The organism is Actinoplanes sp. NPDC048791 (genome assembly GCF_040650095.1).
GTDB lineage: Bacteria > Actinomycetota > Actinomycetes > Mycobacteriales > Micromonosporaceae > Actinoplanes.
The window spans coordinates 1-2,690 of sequence record NZ_JBEZGQ010001085.1 but is presented as its reverse complement, the minus strand read 5'-3'; the positions used below and the strand labels follow the sequence as shown (position 1 = coordinate 2,690).

4 protein-coding genes are annotated in these 2,690 nt (G+C 72.5%); 3 read left to right on the top strand and 1 reads right to left on the bottom strand.

What is annotated here, in order from left to right; translation table 11 throughout:
* Together AB0C29_RS42520 and AB0C29_RS42515 are read left to right on the top strand one after the other, a co-directional pair.
* On the top strand, positions 1-732 hold a 732-nt coding region (locus AB0C29_RS42520), incomplete at its 5' end, for an MBL fold metallo-hydrolase (RefSeq protein WP_360833211.1).
* Positions 729-1,322 (top strand): VTT domain-containing protein, encoded by a 594-nt coding sequence (locus AB0C29_RS42515; protein WP_360833210.1) that lies wholly within the window; start codon positions 729-731, stop codon positions 1,320-1,322. The genes AB0C29_RS42520 and AB0C29_RS42515, both read left to right, overlap by 4 nt.
* On the opposite strand, the gene AB0C29_RS42510 is transcribed toward AB0C29_RS42515, so the two are convergent.
* Positions 1,319-2,251 (bottom strand): serine hydrolase, encoded by a 933-nt coding sequence (locus AB0C29_RS42510; protein ID WP_360833209.1) that lies wholly within the window; start codon positions 2,249-2,251, stop codon positions 1,319-1,321. The genes AB0C29_RS42515 and AB0C29_RS42510 overlap by 4 nt on opposite strands.
* A gap of 101 nt (positions 2,252-2,352) precedes the next feature.
* Between AB0C29_RS42510 and AB0C29_RS42505 the strand changes: the two genes are divergently transcribed.
* On the top strand, positions 2,353-2,640 hold the full coding sequence (locus AB0C29_RS42505) for a hypothetical protein (protein ID WP_360833207.1): 288 nt from the start codon (positions 2,353-2,355) through the stop codon (positions 2,638-2,640).
* Positions 2,641-2,690: the final 50 nt, after the last annotated feature.

Sequence of the window (2,690 nt, the reverse complement as noted above, 5' to 3'; positions counted from 1 at the left end):
GTGTCCGACTCCGTTGTCTCCCTGCTCACCGACCGCTGGCTCACCGACCGGCTTATCCACCTGGGCGTGAGGGCCGGGCCCACGCCGCGTCTGCCCGCCCCGCCCGACGCGGTGCTGGTGTCGCACCTGCACGCGGACCACGTCCACCTGCCGTCGCTGCGCGCGGTGCCCGGCGAGCCGCTGCTGATCCTGCCGCGCGGCGCCACCGGCTTCGTCGCCAAGGGCCTGGGCCGGGAGTGGGCGCAACGCTGCGTCGAGCTCGAGCCGGGCGAGCAGACCACGGTCGGCGCGGTCACCGTGCGCGCGGTGCCCGCGGCCCACGACGGCGGCCGCGGCCCCTGGTCCAGGCTGCGCTCGGTCGCGATGGGCTTCGTCGTCGAGGGCGCGGCCCGCACCTGGTACGGCGGCGACACCGGCCTGTTCGACGACATGGCCTCGCTGGGCCCGCTGGACCTGGCCCTGGTCCCGGTCGGCGGCTGGGGACCGACCCTCGGGGCGCACGGCCACCTGGACCCGGTCGACGGGGCCGAGGCGCTGCGCCGGGTGAAGGCGGCCTGGGCGGTCCCGGTGCACTACGGCACGTTCTGGCCGGCCGGCATGGGCCGCTACCGGGCGCACATGTTCCACGACCCGGGCACGGAGTTCGCCCGGCGCGCCGCCGCCGCGTGCCCGGACACCCGCGTGCGGGTCCTCGCCCAGGGCGAGACGCTCAGTTTCGAGCCGGCCACGTGATCTCCGAGCTCGGAGCCATGGGCTGGCTGGCGCTGGTGGTCGCCTTCGGCGCCATCGTGCCGATCGTGCCCACCGGCGCGGCGGTGAGCGGAGCCGCCGCGCTGGCCTTCCACGACCACCCGCTGCTGATCGTGCTGACCATCGCGGCCGGCGCGACCGGCGCGTACGTGGGCGACCTGGTGATGTACGCGATGTGCCGGGCCGGCGGCGAGCAGCTGGCCCGCCGGCTGCGCTGGCTGCGCGACGAGGAGCACCTGGCGGCGGTCAAGGAACGGCTGGAGAAGAGCCAGATCCCGGTGCTGCTGGTCTCCCGGCTGCTGCCCGGCGGCCGGGTGCCGGTGCTGCTGGCGGCGGCGTTCGTGGGCCTGAGCTGGCGCACCTTCGTGGTGGCGAACGTGCCGGCGTGCGCGCTGTGGTCGGCGGTCTACGCGGCCATCGGGGTGGTGGGCGGCTCGATCTTCCCGGAGCCGTGGGAGGGCGTGGTCGCGGCGATCCTGCTGGTCCTGATCATCAGCCAGATCGTCAGCCTGATCAGCAAGCGCCGGGCCGCCCGCCAGGCCGGCGCCGAGGCGGAAGCAGAGACCGCTTAGTACTTCAGGTGCTGGCGGGTCAGCTTGGCGACCTTCTGCACCAGGGTGATGCCGCCGTCCATGGACTTGTTGTTGTGCGAGAGCACCGCCACCGACACGTCCACGTCGTCGTCCGAGGTCACCCGGCCGACCGTGTTGATCGCCCACAGGCCGCCGTCCGCCGATCGGGTGTCCCAGCCGTTCTTGACCGTGGTGGTCTCGCCGTCCTTGGCCACGGCCGGCACGCCCCAGTCCTGCGCCGCGTCGACCGTGCTCATCAGCGTGAACGCCTGCTTGCGGGAGCCCGAGTCCAGCGGGCCCTTGGTGTCGACCAGCTCGGACAGCAGCCTCACCTGGTCGTCGACCGTGGTCTTGGTCAGGCCCCAGGCGGTGTTGACCGTGGTCTGCTTCAGGCCCAGCCGCTTGTTGCACTTGCTGACCGACGACACGCCGCCGATCTTGGTGAACAGGGAGGTGGTCGCGTTGTTGTCGCTCAGCCGGATCATCGGCTTGGCCAGGGCCAGCTCACCGGCCGACAGCTTGCGGCCCGCGTCCTGGGCGCGCAGCAGCGCACAGGCGAGCACCTGTACCTTCACGATGCTGGCGGTGTCGTAGCGCTCGGATCCCCGGTACGAGTAGCGCTGGCCCGTCTTCTTGTCGAGCACGGCGACGGAGAACTCCGGGGACGTGGCGTCGAGCTTCTTCAGGGCCGCGTCGAGCGCCTTGACGCGCTTGGCGCGCTGCTGGGCGGCGAGCTCCTCCGGGCTGGGGCCGGTCGGAGTCGGCGAGGCCTTCGGAGTCGGATCGTCACCGAAGGTGAGCGAGCGGGGCAGCACGCCACCGCCGCCGGTGCCGCCGCTGTCGTCGCGCATGCCGAGGCCGATCAGGGACGCGCCGCCCACGATCACCAGTGCCGCCATCGCGAAGATCCAGAGCCGGGTTCGTCGCACCCATGCATAGTGCCGTGCCCGGCGCGGGATGCCAAAACCTACTACCGGGTGCTTGATCGCCCTCACGGTTTGTCACTGGTCCCGGCGGGCACAATGGGCTCATGGCCCTGCTCCCGTCACCTGTCGCCCTCGTCCAGCTCACCCGGTACGCGGTCGGTCAGGTGATGGAGACGGCGGCGTCGGCGGCCACCATCCCGTTCCGCCTGCTCGGCCTCCTCGGGCAGACCGAGCTGCTGGTCAGCCGGATGACCCTGCTGGCCGAGCGGGCCGAGGGCCTGATCGGCCGGGTCGACGGCGTGGTCGGCGACATCGAGCAGACCCTGCGTGACACCAAGGTGATCATGGCCGCGGCGGCAACTTCGACTCCCTGCTGGCCAAGATCATCGTGACCGGCGCCGACCGCACCGAGGCGCTGCAACGCGCCCGCCGCGTGCTCGAC